The organism is Agromyces sp. CF514 (assembly GCF_900113185.1).
Lineage (GTDB): Bacteria > Actinomycetota > Actinomycetes > Actinomycetales > Microbacteriaceae > Agromyces.
The window spans coordinates 287350-305935 of sequence record NZ_FOZD01000002.1; the positions used below are offsets into that span (position 1 = coordinate 287350).

The 18586-nt window shown below is 72.4% G+C and carries 13 protein-coding genes; 8 read left to right on the forward strand and 5 right to left on the reverse strand.

Translation table 11 applies throughout. The annotated features are described in order from the left end of the window. Positions 1 to 22 precede the first annotated feature (22 nt). From BM342_RS14185 to BM342_RS14195, 3 genes are all read left to right on the forward strand, one after another. The gene (locus tag BM342_RS14185; protein WP_092967312.1) at positions 23 to 2260 is read left to right on the forward strand and encodes a hypothetical protein; all 2238 of its coding nucleotides are present in this window, start codon (positions 23 to 25) and stop codon (positions 2258 to 2260) included. A 96-nt stretch (positions 2261 to 2356) separates the two neighbouring features. Continuing rightward, on the forward strand, positions 2357 to 2788 hold the full coding sequence (locus tag BM342_RS14190) for a YybH family protein (protein WP_092967314.1): 432 nt from the start codon (positions 2357 to 2359) through the stop codon (positions 2786 to 2788). Between the two features lie 51 nt (positions 2789 to 2839). After that, on the forward strand, positions 2840 to 3682 hold the full coding sequence (locus tag BM342_RS14195) for an SDR family NAD(P)-dependent oxidoreductase (RefSeq protein WP_092967316.1): 843 nt from the start codon (positions 2840 to 2842) through the stop codon (positions 3680 to 3682). A 94-nt stretch (positions 3683 to 3776) separates the two neighbouring features. Here the strand turns inward: BM342_RS14195 and BM342_RS14200 are convergent, their stop codons facing one another. Beyond that, positions 3777 to 4151 carry a DUF4406 domain-containing protein gene (locus BM342_RS14200; RefSeq protein WP_255368817.1) on the reverse strand — a complete coding sequence of 125 codons (375 nt, stop codon included), beginning with the start codon at positions 4149 to 4151 and terminating at the stop codon, positions 3777 to 3779. A 56-nt stretch (positions 4152 to 4207) separates the two neighbouring features. Between BM342_RS14200 and BM342_RS14205 the strand changes: the two genes are divergently transcribed. Both BM342_RS14205 and BM342_RS14210 read left to right on the forward strand, forming a co-directional pair. Next, entirely contained in the window at positions 4208 to 4963 is a 756-nt protein-coding gene (locus BM342_RS14205) for a DeoR/GlpR family DNA-binding transcription regulator (RefSeq protein WP_092967318.1), read from the forward strand. 106 nt (positions 4964 to 5069) lie between these two features. Next, positions 5070 to 8153 (forward strand): DEAD/DEAH box helicase, encoded by a 3084-nt coding sequence (locus BM342_RS14210; protein ID WP_092967320.1) that lies wholly within the window; start codon positions 5070 to 5072, stop codon positions 8151 to 8153. Positions 8154 to 8234: 81 nt separating this feature from the next. Here BM342_RS14210 and BM342_RS14215 read toward each other — a convergent pair whose 3' ends face one another. Next, complete coding sequence (locus BM342_RS14215) at positions 8235 to 9662, reverse strand: choice-of-anchor A family protein (protein ID WP_092967322.1); 1428 nt, start codon at positions 9660 to 9662, stop codon at positions 8235 to 8237. A 344-nt stretch (positions 9663 to 10006) separates the two neighbouring features. Here BM342_RS14215 and BM342_RS14220 point away from each other — a divergent pair, with 344 nt between their 5' ends. Next, a complete protein-coding gene (locus BM342_RS14220) occupies positions 10007 to 10525 on the forward strand; it encodes a MarR family winged helix-turn-helix transcriptional regulator (RefSeq protein ID WP_092967324.1) in 519 nt (172 codons plus the stop codon). Then, the gene (locus tag BM342_RS14225; RefSeq protein WP_092967326.1) at positions 10522 to 11382 is read left to right on the forward strand and encodes a 3-hydroxyacyl-CoA dehydrogenase; all 861 of its coding nucleotides are present in this window, start codon (positions 10522 to 10524) and stop codon (positions 11380 to 11382) included. The genes BM342_RS14220 and BM342_RS14225 overlap by 4 nt, the downstream gene beginning before the upstream one ends. 133 nt (positions 11383 to 11515) lie before the next feature. Here BM342_RS14225 and BM342_RS14230 read toward each other — a convergent pair whose 3' ends face one another. Continuing rightward, positions 11516 to 12532: a transcriptional regulator TrmB gene (locus tag BM342_RS14230; RefSeq protein WP_255368818.1), complete on the reverse strand. Its 1017-nt coding sequence runs from the start codon at positions 12530 to 12532 to the stop codon at positions 11516 to 11518. Between the two features lie 83 nt (positions 12533 to 12615). Here BM342_RS14230 and BM342_RS14235 point away from each other — a divergent pair, with 83 nt between their 5' ends. After that, a complete protein-coding gene (locus tag BM342_RS14235) occupies positions 12616 to 16572 on the forward strand; it encodes a S8 family peptidase (protein ID WP_092967328.1) in 3957 nt (1318 codons plus the stop codon). 88 nt (positions 16573 to 16660) lie between these two features. Here the strand turns inward: BM342_RS14235 and BM342_RS14240 are convergent, their stop codons facing one another. Together BM342_RS14240 and BM342_RS14245 are read right to left on the reverse strand one after the other, a co-directional pair. Next, a complete protein-coding gene (locus BM342_RS14240) occupies positions 16661 to 18052 on the reverse strand; it encodes an MFS transporter (RefSeq protein WP_255368819.1) in 1392 nt (463 codons plus the stop codon). Between the two features lie 93 nt (positions 18053 to 18145). Next, positions 18146 to 18457: a hypothetical protein gene (locus BM342_RS14245; protein WP_092967330.1), complete on the reverse strand. Its 312-nt coding sequence runs from the start codon at positions 18455 to 18457 to the stop codon at positions 18146 to 18148. Positions 18458 to 18586 lie beyond the last annotated feature (129 nt).

Genomic DNA, 18586 nt, shown 5'->3' on the forward strand with positions numbered 1-18586 from the left:
CGGACAGGCGAGGGGAGCGTCGATGGCGGTGCGCGTCTGCGAGGTATGCGGCGAGACGAATGAGGCGTCCGCCCGATTCTGCACGAACTGCGACGCCTACCTGGGCTGGGATTCCGGCGCCGCGACGCTCGACGGCGAGCCGCTGACGGGCATCGTGCCGACGGTGGTCGACTCGGTCGGCCCTGCGGCCGCGAGCGCGGACGCCGAGTCCGGTGCGTCTCCTGGGACCATGCCCGCTGCGGCGGAGCACGAGCCGGGCGATCCCGCGCCGGCTTCCGGGCCGACGGATGCCGCGGCATCCGTCAGCGCGCACGAACCCGTCGGCGCGACCGAACCCGTCGGCGCGACCGGTGCTGCGGCGACCGGATACGCGGCCTCCGCGCCCGGTCCGACCGCGCCGACGGCGACTGCGCCGACCGCACCCGCACCGACCGCACCGACCGCACCTGGAGCGACCGCGCCCGGTGCCGCCGCCGCGGCGGGAACGCAGCAGCCGCACCCCGCGGCATCCGCCCGCATCGAGGCGCCCGACGCCGTGCTCGACGTCGCGGAGGCGACCATGGGCCCGGGTGCGCCGGTGACCATCGTGCTGCGGCTGACGAACCCGTCGTCGATCGTCGACGGCTACGCGATCGAGCCGGTCGCCGCGCCCGACTGGCTCGTGTTCTCGCACGGCGACACGCACCTGATGCCCGCCCAGGAGCTCGGCGTGCCGCTCGAGTTCGCGATCCGCGACGACGCCCTCGTGCTCGCGCAGCGCGTGACGGTGACGCTCCGCGTGGCCTCGCTCGCCGACGAGAGCCGCAACGTCGAGGTCTCGGTGCAGCTCACCGTGCCCCCGCTTGGGCCGAGCGCGACGCTCGAGGTGCGCCCGAGCCTCATCCGGCTCGAGGATCACGCCGCCGGCGACTTCACGGTGCGCCTCGACAACCGGGCGGCGAACTTCGCGCAGACGGTTCGCCTGACGGCATCCGACTCCGAGGGGCTCGTGCGCTTCGCCTTCGCGCCCGACGTCGTCACCGTGCCTGCGGGGCAGGCGGTCGAGCTCGAGGTCTCGTTCAGCGCGCCCGAGCCGGAGCCCGGGCGCGAGCTCACCCGCCAGATCACCGTGGAGGCCGGCAACGACGCCGGGCGCGCCGCGGCGCCGCTCACGCTCGTGCAGCGCACCGCGCCCGAGCCCGTCGACCAGCCCGTGCGCGTGCGCGTCGAGCCGAGCTCGCTGCGCGTCGAGCACGGCAACACCGCCGACTTCGACGTGCTGCTCGACCATCGCGGCGGGCATCAGCGCGCCACGCTGGCGCTCTCGGGTCGCGATCCGGCCGGGGTGATCGGCTTCTCGTTCAGCTCGGCGCAGGTCGTGCTCGAGCCTGGCGCGGTCGCGCACGTGCGCGGACGGCTCGCGGCTCCGGCCCCCGCCCGCGGGGAGACCGCCCAGTACGCCTTCTCGGTCGTCGCCTCCGACGGGGTGCAGGATGTCGAGGCATCCGGAACCGTGCAGCTCGCGTCGCCGCCCGAGGCGATCCTCACGGCGGTCGTGCGCATCGACCCGCCCTCGCAGCTCGTGGTGAACGAACGGCAGGCGAGCTTCCAGGTCTCGGTCGACAACCGCAGCGGCGTCGAACCCCTCGGCGTGCGGTTCGAGGGCGCGTCCGAAGACGGCACCGCGCGGCTCTCGTTCACGCCCGGTGAGCTCATGGTGCCGCCGGGGCAGGCCGGCAGCGTACGCCTCGTCGTCGATGCGGCCCGCCCGGCACCGTCGGAGTCGGCCACTCGCCGGTTCCGGGTGACGGCGACCGACGGCGTGCGCTCGATCACGGCAGACGGCGCACTCACCCAGGCCTCCGCCGACCGCCGACCGATCGCCAGCCGCGTGCTCGTCACGATCGGCGGCCTGCTCGTCATCATCGGGGCGCTCGCCGAGTGGTTCGCCGGGTTCCCGCCGTTCCTGCCGTCGGTCGACCTCATCAGCATGCTCGTGCGCGCGCAGGTGAACCTCGGCGACCCGTTCCTCACGGAACCGGCGATTCGCGTGCTCGTCGTGCTGTTCGGCGCGCTCATGCTGCTCGGCATGATCGGCAAGTCGGGTCGCCTCACCCGGGTGAGCGCTGTGCTCGTCGTGATCCTGACGGCGGCCTGGCTGCTGTTCCTCGCGGTGGCCGCGTTCGTGCCGGCGCTCGGGCTCGGACTCGTGCTCGTCTGGATCGGCGCGGTGGTCGGCTTCATCGGGGGCGTGCTCGCGCGGCCGCGGCCCGAGGGCTGAGCCCGCGGGAGGGCGACACGCGCCGACACGCGCAGTCGCGCGCCGCGCGACGATGCGCGGATGTCGATCCGGGCGCCGTCGGTTCGTCGTGAGGGTATGACGAAGCACACCGAACCGCCGCCCGACCTCGCGCACGAGGTGCGCGTCGACCATGCCGAGATCACCTGGATCGTCACGAAGCGCGGCGCGGCCATGCGCGCCCGGGACGCCGACTGGCTCGCCGCGCGCTACGCACCCGGCGCACCCGTCGTCGGGCCGATGCCCCCGGTCACGCGAGTGGCCGACCCCGCCCGCGACGCCGCATCCATCTGGGGGTGGTTCGAGCTGCTGCAGGGGCGCATCCGATGGTCGGTGCAGGTCGAGTCCGTGCGCCTCCTGGGCGACCGCGCCGAGTGCCGCACGCTCGAGCGCGTGTCGTACCGGGTGCTCGGCGGGCGACGCCTGCACCTGGTGCTCCGGACGACGGTCGGGCTGCGGCGCGAAGCCGATCGCTGGCTCATCGCCAACGAGTTCGCCGTCGACGAGTGAGCCGCCCGGCGGCGCGCGCCTAGGCTGGGGCTCTCACCCCCAGGAGGCAGCGTGGCGCAGAAGGTCATCGTCATCACCGGCGCGAGCGACGGCATCGGCCGGGCCGCCGCGCGCAGGCTCCACGCCGACGGCCACGAGGTCGTCGTCGTCGGGCGCTCGCCGCAGAAGACGCGATCGCTCGCCGACGAGCTCGGCGTCGAGCACCACGTCGCGGACTTCGCCGACCTGGCCTCGGCGCGGTCGCTGGCTGCGGACCTCGTGGCGCGGCATCCGAGGATCGACGTGCTCGCCAACAACGCCGGCGGGATCTTCGGCAGGCAGCGCGCCGTCACGGTCGACGGCCACGAGATGACGTTCCAGGTCGACTACCTGGCGCCGTTCCTGCTGACGCAACACCTCATGCCGACGCTCGTCGCCTCGAAGGCGACCGTGATCAACACGTCGAGCCTCGCGAACCGCATCTTCTCGCGATTCGACCTCGACGACCTCGAGTCCGAGCGTCGATACCGCCCGATCCGCGCCTACGGCAACGCCAAGCTCGCGCAGGTGCTCTTCACGAAGGAGCTCGAGCGGCGGTACGGCGCCGAGGGCGTGACCTCGACCGCGTTCCACCCGGGCGCGATCGCGACGAACTTCTCGGTCGACGAGGGCACGGGCATGGCCGGCCTGTACCGCTGGCGCCTGCGCGACCTGGTGATGCAGTCGCCCGAGCAGGGTGCGTCGACGCTCGTCTTCCTCGCCGAGGGCGAGCCGGGCGTCGACTACCCGACCGGGCTCTACTACACGCGGTCACGCCCGGCCCGCGCGAGCCGCCTGGCCGACGACGCCGACCTCGCCCGCGACCTCTGGGACCGCTCGGTCGCGATGCTCGAGGCCGCGCCCGCCGGGCGCTGAGCCGACGGAGCGCTGAGTCGACGGAGCGCTGAGCATCGGAGCGCTGAGCCGACGGATGCCGGTGGCGCGCCATGCGGGCGGCCGCGCGTCCGTGTCACGCGGCGACGACGCCCGGCACCTCGTCGAGGCTGAAGTACACGGGCAGGTTGCGCGACCGTGCGATCGCGACATCCTGATCCGCGCCCTTCGAAGCGCCGGGCAGGCGCAGCACGGCGTCGCAGCGCTGGAGCAGGCGTTCGGCGGTCGGATACATCACGTCTGCGGCGAGCGGGTCGGTCGGGCCGCTCGCTCCGGCGCTCGCGAGCACCGGCAGGGCGACCCACTCGCCGATCATCGGCACGTGGCCGGCGCGGAAGATGGGCCAGGCGGCTGCTTCGAGCCGCGCGAGGTTCTGCTGCATGCGGGCGGGGTCGCCGTCGGTGCCCGAGGCGTAGGGGCCGGCGATCAGGATCATCATCGAGGTGGTCATGTCCTGCAGAGTAGTGCAGAATATGTAGAAACGTGAAACAACGTGAAGGAGTGCGAATGCTGACCGCGACCCGACGGGCGCTGCTGCTCGAACGACTCGACCGCGATCGGCGCATCGTCGCGAAGGAGATCGCCGCCGAGCTCGACCTGTCCGAAGACAGCATCCGGCGCGACCTGCGCGAACTCGCGGCCGAGGGCCTGCTGACCCGGGTCTACGGCGGTGCCGTGCCCGCGTCGCCCGCCGTCGCCGACTACGGCGCACGCACCGCGATCGCCTCCGACAGCAAGTCGCGCGTGGCGGCCGCGGCAGCGGCGCTCGTGCAGCCGGGCCTCACCGTGATCCTCGACGGCGGCACGACCACCCTCGCGGTGGTGCAGCACCTGCCGCGATCGCTCGAGTGCACCATCGTCACGCACAGCCCCACGATCGCCGTCGCGCTGCTCGAGCATGCCGCCGAGGTGATCCTCATCGGCGGCCGGCTGTTCCGGCACTCGATGGTCGCGTCGGGCGCTGCGGCGGTCGAGGCGGCGAACCGCGTCAACGCCGACCTGTTCCTGCTCGGCGTCACCGGAATCCACCCGACCGCCGGACTCACCACGGGCGACGCCGACGAGGCAGCCATGAAGCGGGTGCTCGCCTCGCGCGCCGCCGAGACGTTCGCGCTCGGCAGCGTCGAGAAGGTCGGCGCCGCCTCGCCGCACCAGGTGCTGCCACTCGACGCCGTCGCCGGGCTCGTGCTCGACGCCGAGTCCGACGCCGTCTCGCTCGAGCGCCTGCGCGAGACGGGCACGCGCATCGTCGAGGCGCGCTAGCCGGGGCATCCGGTGCTTCGGGCGCCGCGGCGACGTGCAGTGCTGAGGCGGCACGGATGTCGCAGGCAGGCGGCACCGCGTCGGCGGCTCGTGCGAGCATGAACGGGTGACCGATCAGCCGCCGCCCGCAGCCGCGAAGGCCGTGGGCGACTGGAGGTCGGTGCTCGGCACGACCCTGGGCGGTCGAGACGTCGACTCGGGCTCCACCGGGGCGCGCGATCCGCGACTGCGGGCCGCGGGGCCGCCGGCGTCCAAGCGCCTCGGGCTGCAGTTCGAGCTCCGCCGTCGCGTGCAGCGCCGCAGCGGGCAATGGCAGGGCCCGCGCGACGAGCCGGCCAAACGCGCCAACTCGGTCGACCGCCTCGCGGTGCGCCCGGTCACGCAGGGCGCGCGCGGTGCATGGATCAAGTCGGGCCTCACCTGGCAGAACATCGCGTACCAGGGCGAGGCCGGCGGCTTCGATCCCGCGCAGGCGCGCTGGTTCGCGCAGTTCGCGCTGCTGAAGGGCAGCTCGCCGAGCGTCTTCACGACCTACGGCTCCGAGTGGGTGACCCTCGACGAGTTCGAGAGCCCGCTGCTGTGGGCCCTGTTCGCCGAGGCGGGGCGGCTCGGCATCGCGCTCGTCGGCTCGGACGTCACGCCCGACGTGGTCGTGCACGGTGCGGCGGCGATCGCGCTCGACGTGCACGAGGCCGCCGACGGCGGGCTGACCCTCACCCCCGAGCTCGCACTCGACGGCCTGGCGCCCGGTCCGCTCGTCGACGTGCGCGCGGTCGGCACCCACGGCGTCTACCGCTTCGACTTCGACGACGGATGCCTCGAGCTCGCGCCGTTCTCGACGCCGCCGACCGACGCGGCTCGGGCACTGCTCGAGGCCCCGGCGACGGTGCGAGTGCCGAGCGCCGACGTGCCGGAGTTCCTGCGGGCGTTCCCGGCGCTCGAGCGGTCCGTCGCCATCACGAGCCGCGACGATTCGTTCACCCCGCCGCCGCCCGTGCCGACGACCCTCGTGCTCGACCTGCGGTTCGAGCCGCGCGACGTGCTGCGCCTCGCGTGGCGCTGGGAGCACGCCGACGGTCGCACGACGCAGGTCGGCGCCGCCTCGCCGAACGACGGCGGGAGCCGGGAACGCGGCGAACGCGAGGCGCTCGCGGCCACGATCGCGGCAGCCGCGGCCGACCCTGACCTCGACGACGACCTGCTCGGCCGCGTCGCCGACGTGCTCGGCTGGGTGCCGCTCGACACCGTGCTCATCCGCGGGGTCGACGCCGCGGAGTTCGTCGCCGAGCGCCTGCCGAAGCTCGAGGCGCTCGCCACGCGGCATCCGCTGCGCATCGACGTCGAGGGCGAACGGCCTGATTATCGGCTGCTCACCGAACCGCCCAAGGTGCGCGTCACCACCGTCGAGTCCCGCAAGACCGACTGGTTCGACCTCGGCGTCGTCATCACGATCGACGGAAAGACGGTGCCGTTCATGCCGCTGTTCCGGGCGCTCGCCCAGGGCAAGCGACGGCTGCTGCTCGTCGACAAGAGCTACCTCATGCTCAACCAGCCGATCTTCGATCCGCTGCGCGACCTCATCGAAGAGGCCGGCACGCTCGACGAGTGGCAGACCGGCGTGCGCATCCACGCGAGCCGCACGAGCCTCTGGTCCGACTTCGAAGACCTCGCGCACGAGGCCGAGCCGGCGGTGTCGTGGCGCGAGACCGTCGCGGCGCTCGAACACGGTCGCGTCGAGGAGCTGCCCGAGCCCGCGGCGCTCGCACTGCCGCTGCGGCCTTACCAGCTCGCCGGATTCCGCTGGCTCGCCTACCTCTGGGCGAACCGCCTCGGCGGCATCCTCGCCGACGACATGGGGCTCGGCAAGACCGCGCAGACGCTCGCGCTCATCGCGCATTCGCGCGAGGTCGGTGCTCCAGGTGCGGCGGCGCCGTTCCTGGTCGTCGCACCGACGTCGGTCGCGTCGAACTGGGTGCGCGAGGCGGCCAGGTTCACGCCCGGCCTGCGGGTGGCGTCCGTCACCGCGACCCAGGCGAAGCGCCGGGGCAGCATCGCGGATGCCGCGGCCGACGCCGACCTCGTCGTCACCACGTACGCCGTGCTGCGCCTCGAGGCCGAGGCGTTCGGCGCACTCGAGTGGGGCGGGCTCGTGCTCGACGAGGCGCAGTTCGTGAAGAACGCGGCGACCAAGGTGCATGCGGCCGCCCGCGGCATCCGTGCCCCGTTCCGGCTCGCCGTCACCGGCACGCCCATCGAGAACGACCTCGGCGAGCTCTGGGCGATCCTGCAGCTCGTGGCGCCCGGGCTGTTCCCGTCGCGTCGCCGCTTCGACGAGCAGTACCGGCGGCCCATCGAGCTCGACCGCAACCTCGAGCGGCGCGATCGGCTGCGCCGTCGCATCCGGCCGCTCATGCTGCGCCGCACCAAGGAGCAGGTCGAGCCCGAGCTGCCCGCCAAGCAGGAGCAAGTGCTCGAGGTCGCCCTCGCGCCGACCCACCGGCGGCTCTACGACACGATGCTCCAGCGCGAGCGGCAGAAGCTGCTCGGCCTCATCGACGACCTCGACCGCAACCGCTTCATCGTCTACCGGTCGCTCACGCTGCTGCGCATGCTCGCGCTCGACGCGACGCTCATCGACGACGAGGCCTACGCCAGCGTGCCGTCGGCCAAGCTCGACGCGCTGTTCGAGCAGCTCGACGACGTGCTCGCCGAGGGGCACCGGGCGCTCGTGTTCAGCCAGTTCACGTCGTTCCTCGACCGCGCGCGCTCGCGGCTCGACGCGGCCGGAGTGCCCTACGCCTACCTCGACGGCTCGACCCCGGTGCGCCGCCGCGACGGCGAGATCGCGAGGTTCCGCTCGGGCGAGGCATCCGTGTTCCTCATCAGCCTGAAGGCCGGCGGCTTCGGCCTGAACCTCACCGAGGCCGATTACGTCTTCCTGCTCGACCCCTGGTGGAACCCCGCGAGCGAGGCGCAGGCCATCGACCGCGCGCACCGCATCGGCCAGACGAAGCAGGTCATGGTCTACCGGCTCGTCGCGGCCGACACCATCGAGCAGAAGGTCATGGCGCTCAAGGCCCGCAAGGGCGAGCTCGTCGCGTCGATCCTCGACGAGGGCACCGATGCTGCAGACCCCCGCGCCGCCGAGGCGCTCACCGCCGACGATCTCAGGGGGCTGCTCGAGGCGTGAGCCCCGGGCGCGTCGGGCGAAGCCCTCGAACGACGGATGCCCCGAGCCGAAGCCCGGGGCATCCGTCGAGGCGCGAGCCGATCAGGCGCGGCGGCGGCGCGCGATCACGAGCAGGGTTCCGGCGGCCGCGACGAGCGCACCAGCGCCGATGGCGAGGGGGAGCGCGTCGACGCCGGTCGAGGCGAGGCCGTGCCCGGCTTCATCCGAACCGCCGGTGTTCGCGAGGGGAACGCCGGGTCGCTCGGTCGGGCTCGGGTCGGTTCCGGGCTCGACGGGGTCGGGCGTCGGCGTGGTCTCGGGGTCGGTGGGATCCGTCGGGTCGACCGGATCGGTCGGGTCGACCGGGTCCGTGGGGTCGATCGGGTCGGTCGGGTCGGTCGGGTCCGTCGGGTCGACGGGGTCGGTCGGGTCGGTCGGCTCGCCGGGCTCGGGCGTGCAGTCGAGGTCGGCGTGCCCCGTCCACGGGTAGTTGTGGTGCTCGACACCGCTGCCGCTCACGGTGAGGTCGCCGCCCACGAGGAGTCGCCCGTTCGTCGAGGTCGTGACGTTCGCGTCGGCCCCGGGAGCGAGCACCGATCCGAGCAGCTGGCCGTTCGTGCCGAGCGAGAGCGTGGTCGCGTCGGGCAGGTTCCACGCGATGCGCGAGGCCCAGGCGCCGAACTCCGCGCTCGAGGGGCCGTCGAACCGCACGCCGCCGTCGGCGAAGTAGTTCGGCGCCCAGCTCAGGCTCGAGCCGGTGACATTGATGAGCACGGGTGCGGTGTCGGAGGCGAGGTCGAACACGATCTCGGGCTTCGAGCCGAGCGTCGCGGCAGGGATCGTGAAGACGTAGAGGTCGCGGTCGGCGCTGCTCGCGAAGTGCACCTGGTTGCCGCTCGTGCTGGTCATGTCGGTGGGGGCGAGGCCGGCGAGGTCGTCGGAGGCATCATCGAGCACCGTGGCGAAACCGGCGTTGGGGGCCATGGCGGCCGCCGCGCCGAGCTCATCGACGGCGGTCCCGCCGAAGAGGTCGAACGTCGTGCCCGAGGCGATCGAGCCGCCGACGTCGACGTTGCCGCCGCCGGCGAGGTTCGCGCCGACGTGCACCTGCGTGCCGTTCGCGGTCGAGAGGTCGCCGCCGACGGCGAGCATCTGCGTGCCCCCCGCGGGCGTGATGCCCGAACCGTAGCCGGCGGAGCCGACGTTGAACACGCCGCCGCCGGCTTTCGCGAAGGTCGCATCGCCGGTGACGAGCAGCAGGCCCTCGGACTCGGCTGCGCCGCCCTCGACGCGGTAGTCGCCGCCGGCGAAGACGGCCACGTTCGAGTCGGTGAAGACGGGCAGGTGGCCGAGCGGAGGCATCTCGCCCGAAGGCGGGCAGGTCGCCGATGGCGAGCCGGTCGCGGCCGTCGCGGGCGCGGCGGCTCCGGCGACGGTCAGCGCGGCGGCGCCGGTCGCGGCGAGGCCGGTGATCGCGAGCAGGCTGAGGTTCCTGCGCAGGCGGGTGCGTCGGGGCGCGGGCGTGGGCACGTGGTACTCCGTTCGGGTCGGGGCGGTACGCCGCGACGGGGGTCTCCGTGCAGCCGCACGGCCATCGCGGTGGAGCACCTTCGTGCTCCGCGAGCGGCGAGCTCGGTGCGAGATCGCCTTCACTTCGAGAGACGCACGAATCCGCGAATCATGACGCGGGTTCGGCAGGTTTCTTTACTATCACGGCGGAATGACCATCGCCTGTGTGCTGCGGGTCATTCGCGATGTTCGCGGGTCGCCGACGCACCCGTCGCTCGTGCTGTTTTTTTTGTGTTGCGGAATGCAACACGCCGACGTAGCGTTGTCATAAGCAACAGCAGTTCGAGCACACGCAGGAGGCGGACATGACCGGGTCACCGCGCGAGACCGCGACCGCCGACATCCTCGGCGCGCTCATCGTCATCAGCCGCCGCGGCGTCGCCGACGCGCGCACCGCGAACCTCAGCCTGAGCATGACCGACCAGTCGATCCTCGGCTTCATCGTCGACCACCCCGGCTGCCGCTCGGTCGACATCGCGCAGGCCTACCGCCTCAACCGCTCAACCGTCTCCCGGCAGCTCGCCGGCCTCATGGCGCTCGGCGTCGTGCGCGAATCGACGGACGCCGCGGGCCGAGGCCGCCCCCTCGAGCTCACCGAGACTGGCCGCGCCGCATACGACGAGGCCATCGGCATCCTGCACGGCATCGTCAGCTCGCAGCTCGACGGATGGAGCGACGCCGAGGTCGCCCGCTTCGCCCGCGACCTGCAGCGATTCAACGTCGGACGAGCGAGCGAGACCCGCCCGCGGCATCCGATCGACGACCCCGACGGGTCGCCGGAGAACGCCCCACAAGGGACACCCGAAGAGAAGGAACAGCAATGACCGCCATCGCGAACGTCACCGTGCTGGGCACCGGAGTGCTCGGCTCGCAGATCGCCTACCAGACCGCGTTCAGCGGATTCGACGTCGTCGCCTACGACATCAGCGACGCCGCGCTCGAGACCGCGAAGCAGCGCTTCGCCGGGCTCGCCGAGACCTACGTGCGCGAGGGCGTCGCCGGCGCCGTCGACGGCGCCCAGGCGGCGCTCGCCCGCATCACCTACTCGGCCGACCTCGGCGAGGCCGTCGCGAACGCCGACCTCGTCATCGAGGCGATCCCCGAGCAGCTCGCCCTCAAGCAGTCGACGTACGAGCAGCTCGCGACGCTCGCCCCCGAGCGCACGATCTTCGCCACGAACTCGTCGACCCTGCTGCCGAGCGACCTCGCGCCGTTCACCGGTCGCGCCGACCGGTTCCTCGCCCTGCACTTCGCCAACCGCGTCTGGGCGCACAACACCGCCGAGGTCATGGGCACCGAGGCCACCGACCCAGCCGTCTACGCCACGGTCGCCGACTTCGCCGGCAAGATCGGCATGGTCCCGATCGAGATCAAGAAGGAGAAGGCCGGCTACCTGCTGAACTCGCTGCTCGTGCCGTTCCTCTCGGCCGCGGGCGAGCTGCTCGTCGACGGCATCGCCGAGCCCGACGCCATCGACAAGACCTGGCGCATCGGCACGGGCGCGCCCATGGGCCCGTTCCAGATCTACGACATCGTCGGACTCACGACCGCCTACAACATCTCGAAGGCCGGCGGCCCGAAGCAGCAGGCGTTCGCCGACCTCATCAAGGAGCGCTACATCGACCAGGGCAAGCTCGGCGTCGCCACGGGCGAGGGGTTCTACACCTACCCGAAGGCCTGAGCCGGCCTGCCGGTCGAGGAGCGGAAGCGCCTCGACCCGCCCGACGGACCGCGGATGCCGCGTCGACACGTCTCGACGCGGCATCCGCCGTCTGCGGAGGACGAGCTCGCGACCCGTTCGACCTGCTGCGTGCCTAGACCCACGACCGTCGCACGGCCTCGGCGCCGAGCTGCAGCCGGGTGGTCACCCCGGCCGTCTCCATGAGCTCGGCCACTCGCCGTTGCACGGTGCGCACCGAGATGCCGAGCTGCCCGCCCGCGGCGGCATCGGTGAGCCCGAGCAGGAGCAGCTTCAGCAGGTCGCGGTCGACCGCGTCGTGCGCGCCGGGCAGGTCTCCGGCGGTGATGAACTCGGTCGCGGTCCTCCAATGCCCCTCGAACGTCGCGATCATGAGGTCGAGCAGGCCGCTCGGATGCACGAGCAGCGCCCCGGACGATCGCTCTTCGCCATGCGAGTGCATGGGCAGCATCGCCACGTCGTCATCGGCGATGATCAGCCGCGTCGGCAGGGTCGGCAGCACGCGGATCTCCTCGCCGTACGCGGCCGCCTCGCGGGCCGAGTCGATGAAGCCAGGTCGCTCGAGCACCGCCTTCTCGACGATGACCCGATAGGCCACACCGCGTTCGAGCGCCGCATCTTCGGCCTCGTTCTCGTCGGCGTCGAGGAAGGCGATGTCGCTCAGCACGAACACCCTGACCTCGCGGGTCGCCGACGCCTGCAACTGCGCGAACCGCTGTCGCACCGCCCCCGCCCCGAGCACCACGTCGACGACATCGGGGGCATCCCGTTGCGCGGCACCGCGGCGGTAGATCTCGCTCAGCTGCACGAGCGCCTCGTGGGCCTGCGTGAGCCGCCGCTCCCGGTCGAGCAGCATCGGCTGCAGGGCCAGCGACGGCGGTGAGGCCACCACCCGGTCTGGCGCGGACGCCTGCCGGGCGAGCAACCCGAGCCGCTCGAGCTCGGCCACGATCGCGCGCACCTCGGCGGTGGACTTCGCGGCGGATGCGGCGAGCTCGTCGACGCTCGCGGACGGCGCCTGCAGGATCAACCGGTACAGGCCGGTGTGCTCGTCGTCCAGTCCGATCGCGTCGAGCACCGGCGCCTTCCGTTCCTGGTCGCGTCGACCGCCGTCGTGGCGGATCGAAGCCATGGCATCTCTCCGCCACCACCCTAGCCAACGCGGTGTGGGAGGTTGCTTGGCAAGCCAGTTCGAACGCGTGAGAGGTATCCCTAATGCCACGAAGCCAGAGACCATCCGCAGCCCGCCGTCGATCGATCGCCGCCGCCATCAGCGGCCTCGCGATCGGCCTCGCCGGAGTCGGGGCCGCCGCACTCCCGGCGGGCGCCGACCCGGCGGATCCCGGCGGTCCGCCGTCCGGCGCCTCGAGCGGGGCGCTCGGTTCGCACACCGTCACCCTCATCACGGGCGACCGCGTGACCGTGACCGAGGTCGCCGGCGGCGGGCACGCGGTCGAGATCGACCCCGTCGACCCGGGCGAGGCGTTCCAGACCGTCGAGGTCGCCGGCGAACTGCACGTGCTGCCGAAGTCGGCGATGCCGTTCGTCACGGCCGACGTCGTCGATGAAGACCTGTTCAACGTCTCCCGGCTCATCGAGTTCGGCTACGACGACGACTCGGTCGACGCGACCCCGGTGATCCTCGAGCTCGACGACGCGCCGACGGCACGCGGCTTCTCGGCCCCCGTGCCCGGCGTCGACGTTGGTGAGCCGCTCGCGAGCATCGGCGGAGCCGCGGCGACCGCGACGCACGCCGACGCCGAAGCGACGTGGGCTGCGCTGACGGATGCCGCGGCCTCCGACGCCCGTGCCTTCTCGGCCGCCGCGCCGGTGCGCCTCGGCGGGGGCATCGCGGCGATCCACCTCGACGGCAAGGTGCAGGCCACCCTCGACTCGAGCGTGCCGTACATCGGTGCGCCCGAAGCCTGGGCCGCCGGTTACACGGGCGACGGCGTCACCGTCGCCGTGCTCGACACCGGATACGACGACACGCACCCCGACCTCGCGGGCCGCGTGCTCGCCGAGTCGACGAGCTTCGTGCCCGACGAGTCCGTGGCCGACGACCCCAACGGACACGGCACGCACGTCGCATCGACGATCGCGGGCACCGGCGCGGCGAGCGGCGGCACCCACCGGGGCGTCGCCGACGGGGCGGACCTGCTGGTCGGCAAGGTCCTGAGCGCCGCCGGCGAGGGTCAGGACTCGTGGATCATCTCGGCCATGGAGTGGGCGGCCCAGCGCGCCGACATCGTCTCGATGAGCCTCGGCACCCAGTACGGCGACGACGGCACCGACCTCATGTCGCAGGCGCTGAACGAGATCTCGGCCGAGACCGACGCCCTGTTCATCGTCGCCGCGGGCAACTCGTCGTCGCCCGAGACGATCGGCTCGCCCGGCTCGGCCTCGAGCGCGCTCACGATCGGGTCCGTCGACGACCCCACCGGGGCGCTCTCGTGGTTCTCGAGCCAGGGGCCGCTCGTGCGCTCCGGCGCGCTGAAGCCCGATCTGGCCGGTCCCGGCAACGACGTGACGGCCGCGCGATCCGCCGACAGCCCCGGCGAGGGGTCGTACATCGGCATGAGCGGCACGTCGATGGCCACCCCGCACGTCGCGGGCGCCGCCGCGATCGTGAAGCAGCAGCATCCGGAGTACACGGGTGCGCAGCTGCGTGCAGCGCTCACGAGCACCGCGACGGATGTCGGGCTCACGCCCTATCAGGTCGGCGCGGGCGTGGTCGACGTCGCAGCGGCGATCACCGCCGACGTCGTGGCCTCAGGATCGGGCGACTTCGGCATGCTCTCGTGGGGCGAGGACCCGACGCCGGCCACCCGCTCCATCGAGTACGCCAACCGCGGCGACGCCGAGGTCGCGATCGACCTGACGGCGACCCTCGTCGACACGACGCCCGGCACGGGAGGCGGCATCGAGCCGATGCGCGCCGCCGAGGCATCCGACGTGCTCGCCATGGACGTCGACTCGCTCACGGTCCCTGCGGGCGAGACGCGCTCGGTCGTGCTGACCGCGGATCCCTCGAAGGTCCCGGCGGGCGTGCAGCTCTCCGGAGCGCTCACGGCGACCGTCGACGGAGAGTCGGTCGCCCGCACGCCGCTCGGCATCATCGCCGAAGCCGAGCGCTATGACCTCACCGTCACGGCGACCGACTTCGACGGCGAACCGCTCGAGACCTCCGGCTGGATCTGGAACGCCGCGACCGGTTGGTACGCGCCGTTCGGCGTACCGGGGGAGACCACCCTGCGCCTGCCCGCCGGACTCTACTCGGTCATGTCGTTCATGGACGTCGCCCGCGACGCGGACACCCAGGCCATCGCGCTGGTCGGCGACCCCGACGTCGTGCTCGACGGTGCGGCCACGGTCGCGTTCGACGCCCGCAAGGCGAAGCCCGTGACGGTCGACGTCGGCGAGCGTGGCCTCGAGTCCACGGTGCGCCGCATGGACTACACGGTGGACGGTTTCAGCGGCAGCGCGCTCGCCCCGGTCTGGGTCGACGAGCTGTACGCGCAGCCGATGACCGCGCCCGAGGCGGAGAGCTTCGCGTTCACGACGCGTTGGCGCCTGCAGGAGCCGACCCTGTCGCTCACCGCGGGCCGGGAACAGCTCGACCTCATCGCGCAGGCGGGCTCGACGCTGCTCGACGGGCGCATCCGAGCCGGCGCGGTCGATGTCGGGTTCGGCAGCGCCGAGGAGTTCGCCGCGGTCGACGTGCGGGGCAAGGTCGCGGTCGTGACCCGTTCCGACACGGTTCCGGCGCCCGTGCGCTCGGCGAACGCGGTCGACGCGGGTGCAGCACTGCTGCTGACCGTCAACGACGGCGACGGCGAGTTGAGCGAGTGGGTCGGTTCCGACGACTACACCGCGAACACGCCGATCCCGGTGGCCTCGATCAGCGGCGTGCAGGGCCGCCGAGTGCTCGACGCGATCGCGAAGAAGCCGGTCAGCGTGACCGGCGCCGGCATCGTCGACGCCGACGAGATCTGGGACGTCGCCCGCTTCAGCGACGGCTCGGTGCCAGAGAAGCTCGCCTACCGGCCGAAGAAGCTCGCTCGCATCGACACGACCTACTTCGGCGACCCCGGCCTCGTCGGTGAGTACCGGTACGACTTCGTGCCGGGCACCGAGTACGGGTCCGGGTTCCCGATGCGCACCACGCGCGGGCTCGAGCGCACGGAGTGGGTGAGCACCGATCAGGTCGAGTGGTACCAGGACGCGACGGTCGTCGACGCGGGTTGGCAGGTGCGCGACATCCGCCGCGCCTACGAGCCGGGCCAGAAGGTCGAGACGGGCTACTTCGGCGCGATCGTGCGACCGTACGTCGGCCCGGGGTACTGGGCGCCGAACCGCACGGGCGACTACGCGCAGATCAACGTGCCGTCCTGGGCCGACGGGGCGAACGCCGAGCACACCGGGGCGTTCGACACCTACTCCGGAGCGGCCGATCGCGCGCAGGTCACCGAGGTCTACATCGACGGCGAGCTCGCCGCATCGTCGCCGTATCAGGGTGCGACCGTGTGGGACCTTCCCGACGGCGAGACGGAATGGCGCGTGGTGAACACCGCGACGCACGACGGCACGTACCTCGCGTCGTCGACGGCGACCACGACCGAATGGACCTTCCGTTCGACGGGAACCGCGACCGACCCGAGTCGGCAACTGCTGCCCATGCTCCAGGCCTCCTACGACGTCGACCTCGACGCCGCGGGCAAGGTGGGTGCCGGGCGCAAGAAGGGCGCCTCGGTCGAGCTCGGGCTGGAGCTCGGGCACATCGCGGAGGCATCCGGCATCGCAGCCGTGAACGGCGCGACGCTCGAGATGCGGGTCGACGGCGGCGCCTGGAGCAAGGTCAGGCTCGAGAAGACCGCGTCCGACACCACCGTCGATGAGCCCTCGCAAGACGGCCCGCCCATGTTCTCCGAGGGGCGCGATGTCGTCACGGCGTACTCGGCGAAGCTGTCGGTGCCCGACGCCGGTGGCTGGGTCGACCTGCGCGTGACGGCGACGGATGCCGCGGGCTCGACCTTCAGCCAGGAGATCGAGCGGGCGTTCGAGGCCACGGCCGCGAAGGGCGGCGGTCACGGGCACGGCGGCGGACACGGCGGCGGTGGACACGGCGGGCCCGGGCGGCCCGGCGGCTCCGGGAGCGGCAACCAACCCTGATCCGACTCCCAGCATGACGGATGCCGCGTCGCGACGAGCCTGCGAGACAGGCCTGCGATGCGGCATCCGTCGTCTCCGAACCGGGAGGTCAGTCCAGCGGCAGGTCGTCGCCGGGCGAGTCGCCCGCCGCGGCGATGCCCTTGCGGGTGCGTCGGCTGCGCTTCGGGCGGGGCTCGTCGAGCCCGATGTGCACGCGCGTGCGTCGGCGCTCGATGACGATGAACGCCGAGCCGAGCACCCAGAGCGGCACCTGCGTGAGGAAGGCGACCCGGAACGCGTCGAGCGAGTACGTGGAGGGGGATCCCGCGCCCTGCAGGTCCATCGCGAGGCCGATGAAGAAGATCGCGAGCAGGGCCGCGAGGAACCCGCCCACGTTCACGATGCCCGTCGCCGTGCTGAGCCGGTGCGCAGGGTTGAACGTGCGGGCGTGGTCGAAGCCGATCATCGAGGCGGGGCCGCCGGTGCTCATCGCGAACGCGAGCACGAACAGCAGCCAGAGCGGCGCCTGCCCCGGCCAGAAGATCACGACGAGCCACACGAACGCCTGCAGGCCGATGATGGGCAGCACCAGCATCCGTGACCTGCGCTGGGGATGCCGGCTCGAGAGCGCACCGATCACCGGTCCGGAGGCCATGCCGAACACGACGTAGACGCTGAAGACGAGCGACGCCATCGGCGGCGTCAGGCCCTGCCCGACCGTGAGGAACGGGAAGCCCCAGAGCAGCATGAACGCGGTGCCCGAGAACGGCGTCGTGAAGTGCGACCAGAACGCGAGCCGGGTCGCGGGGTGCGCCCACGACTCCTTGAAGCCCTGGCGCAGGTCGACCGACGAGCGCACGATCTGGATCGCGCCCGTCTCGGTGTCGACCGAGACGTCCTCGGAGCGGTCGGGCGGCCGGTTGCGGATGACGGCGAAGGTCAGCACGGTGAACAGCACGCCGAGGCCCGCCAGGCTGCCGAAGGCGATCGACCAGCTCGTCGCGTGCAGCAGCGCTGCGAGCGGCACGATCGAGATGAGCTGCCCGGCCTGGCCGAGCAGGCCCGTCATCTGCACGAGGAACGGCGCCTGCCTCGGCGGGAACCAGACCGCGACCACGCGCAGCACGCTCGGGAAGATCGCCGCGTCGCCCGCGCCGAGCAGCACGCGGGCCACGAGGGCCGTGCCGACATCCGGCGCGAAGGCCATGACCAGCTGGCCCACAGCCATGGTCGCCATGCCCATCGTGATGATCGGGCGTGCGCCGAACCGGTCGAGGAGCAGCCCGACGGGCACCTGCATCGTCGCGTAGACCGCGAGCTGCACGACCGCGAACAGCGACAGCACGGATGCGTCGGCGTCGAACCTGACGGCGGCGTCGACGCCGACGGCCGAGAGCGACGTGCGGTTCGTGATCGAGACGATGTACGCGGCGACGCCGACGCCCCAGATCAGCCACAGCCGCCACGACGGGGTGTTGATGGCCGGAAGGGGAGTCGTCACCGTTCCATCTTCGTCGCTCGGCACGCGGAGGGCGCAATCGGCGGGTGCGATCGACTGCGCGATCGGCGGCCGGGGTCCCGCTGGTGCGCCGACTCAGGCTCCGGACGCGAGCCGTTCGACCGGGAAGAGCTCGGTGCGCACGACGACGCGATCTCGCTCGCCAGCGAGTGCGACCCGCTCGGGATCGACCAGGTAAGCGTCGAGTGCGGCCTGCGACGGGAAGCGGTACGACTGCACCTCGTGCGGGGTGCCGTGCTGCCCCGACCCGCGCAGTCGCTCGAGCACCTCGCCGCCGTGGGTCGCGAGCAGTGCGAGCACGCGATCCTCGTACGCGGTCATCTCGGTTTCGAGGCCCGGCTTCGCCCAGAGGAGGCAGCAGAGCAGCAGCGGTTCGTCTGCGGACATACGCCGCAGCCTAGCGCCGGGTGCGTGCGCGATCGAGCGGTCCGTGCGGGGCCGCCGCCCGGGTGGAACGCGAGAGCCCGGGTGCGGCATCCGAAGATGTCGCACCCGGGCTCTCGGTGTCGGCGTGCT

Excerpts from the sequence above, each read along its gene's own strand:
- BM342_RS14245 (WP_092967330.1), bottom strand. The coding sequence starts at position 18,457 with ATGTCCGCAGACGAACCGCTGCTGCTCTGCTGCCTCCTCTGGGCGAAG.
- BM342_RS14190 (WP_092967314.1), top strand. The coding sequence starts at position 2,357 with ATGACGAAGCACACCGAACCGCCGCCCGACCTCGCGCACGAGGTGCGC.
- BM342_RS14185 (WP_092967312.1), top strand. The coding sequence starts at position 23 with ATGGCGGTGCGCGTCTGCGAGGTATGCGGCGAGACGAATGAGGCGTCC.
- BM342_RS14200 (WP_255368817.1), bottom strand. The coding sequence starts at position 4,151 with ATGACCACCTCGATGATGATCCTGATCGCCGGCCCCTACGCCTCGGGC.
- BM342_RS14230 (WP_255368818.1), bottom strand. The coding sequence starts at position 12,532 with ATGGCTTCGATCCGCCACGACGGCGGTCGACGCGACCAGGAACGGAAG.
- BM342_RS14220 (WP_092967324.1), top strand. The coding sequence starts at position 10,007 with ATGACCGGGTCACCGCGCGAGACCGCGACCGCCGACATCCTCGGCGCG.
- BM342_RS14205 (WP_092967318.1), top strand. The coding sequence starts at position 4,208 with ATGCTGACCGCGACCCGACGGGCGCTGCTGCTCGAACGACTCGACCGC.
- BM342_RS14225 (WP_092967326.1), top strand. The coding sequence starts at position 10,522 with ATGACCGCCATCGCGAACGTCACCGTGCTGGGCACCGGAGTGCTCGGC.
- BM342_RS14235 (WP_092967328.1), top strand. The coding sequence starts at position 12,616 with ATGCCACGAAGCCAGAGACCATCCGCAGCCCGCCGTCGATCGATCGCC.